This window comes from Lysinibacillus sp. OL1 (assembly GCF_004332175.1).
In the GTDB taxonomy this organism is placed as follows: Bacteria; Bacillota; Bacilli; order Bacillales_A; family Planococcaceae; genus Lysinibacillus; species Lysinibacillus capsici.
Window position 1 is genome coordinate 9,925 of sequence record NZ_SJDS01000028.1, and the last position, 1,181, is coordinate 11,105.

A 1,181-nucleotide genomic window follows, 5' to 3' on the forward strand; every position below is an offset into this window, starting at 1 on the left:
GAACGTCAGTATGACCTTATGAGCGAGCATTATTCTAAAGAGTTTCGCCGGAGCAGTAGACGTAAGCCATCCTCTGAATCGATAATGAGCGATTATGCCAATGTAATGATGATGATGGGTTTAACGTAAAGGTGAAATTACAAATTGCGCAAATCACTATATATGACGCATTTTTAATGTTACATTTTTCCGAGTCAGAGAACGTTTTGGGGGCGTAAAATGTCGGGCAGACGCCTTTTATAGACGCGCCCTTAAAACACTTTGGGAAGTCACATTACTTCGCTATATGACGCAGTTTTAACGCACATATATATAGAAGGAACGCGGATATTGTACGATTTACATAAGTAAGATAACGTAATGTTAACGCAGATACACCGGGCAGGCAGTCGGATTGGACGAGGCTGTCTGAAACTCGAGGGGTTTCGGAATGACACTATTTCATTATCAAAACTTAACAGTATTGACAACGTTTTGCCGATACGATAAGATAGCCTTATAAACGTTATCAAAACTTATTATCAAAAGTTAGGAGCGATATAATGGCTAAATACGGTTATGCTCGGGTATCGACGGTAGCGCAAGATTTAGAATCGCAAATTCAGTCGTTAGAGTCAGAAGGTTGTACGGCAATCTATAAAGAGAAGTTTACGGGCACTAAGACGGATCGACCTGTATTTAATGAAGTTATGGAGTTGCTAACGGAAGGTGATACGTTAGTGGTAACGAAACTAGACCGACTAGCCCGTAACACTAAAGAGGGTATCGAGGTTATCGAGGCGTTATTCGAGCGCGGTGTTCGTGTGCATGTGCTTAACGTAGGGCTGTTAGAGAATACGACAATGGGACGTTTCTTCCTTACTACGCTATTGGCGGTAGCAGAGATGGAGCGTAATCTAATCATAGAGCGAACGCAAGAAGGCAAAGCAATCGCAAAACAACGAGATGATTTCCGAGAAGGCAGACCAAAGAAATTCGATAAGAAACACTTAGATAATGCAATGCAGCTATTGGAATCGAATAGTTATAAAGAAGTCGAAGCAACAACTGGAATTTCAGTCGCAACTTTAGCGAGAGAAAAAAGAAAACGAAAAGCAAACGAATTAATTAACGACTGAGCAAATGAGCTTGGTCGTTCTTTTTTTTGCGTCGAAAGTGCGTGACCCCAAGGCCACCGATTC

General features: G+C 41.6%; 1 protein-coding gene. It reads left to right on the plus strand.

Annotated elements, in window-relative coordinates; translation table 11 throughout:
- Positions 1-542 precede the first annotated feature (542 nt).
- Positions 543-1,118, plus strand: a complete 576-nt coding sequence (locus EW028_RS24095) for a recombinase family protein (protein ID WP_131522725.1) — start codon at positions 543-545, stop codon at positions 1,116-1,118.
- The last annotated feature ends 63 nt before the right edge of the window (positions 1,119-1,181 follow it).

Excerpts from the sequence above, each read along its gene's own strand:
- EW028_RS24095 (WP_131522725.1), top strand. The coding sequence starts at position 543 with ATGGCTAAATACGGTTATGCTCGGGTATCGACGGTAGCGCAAGATTTA.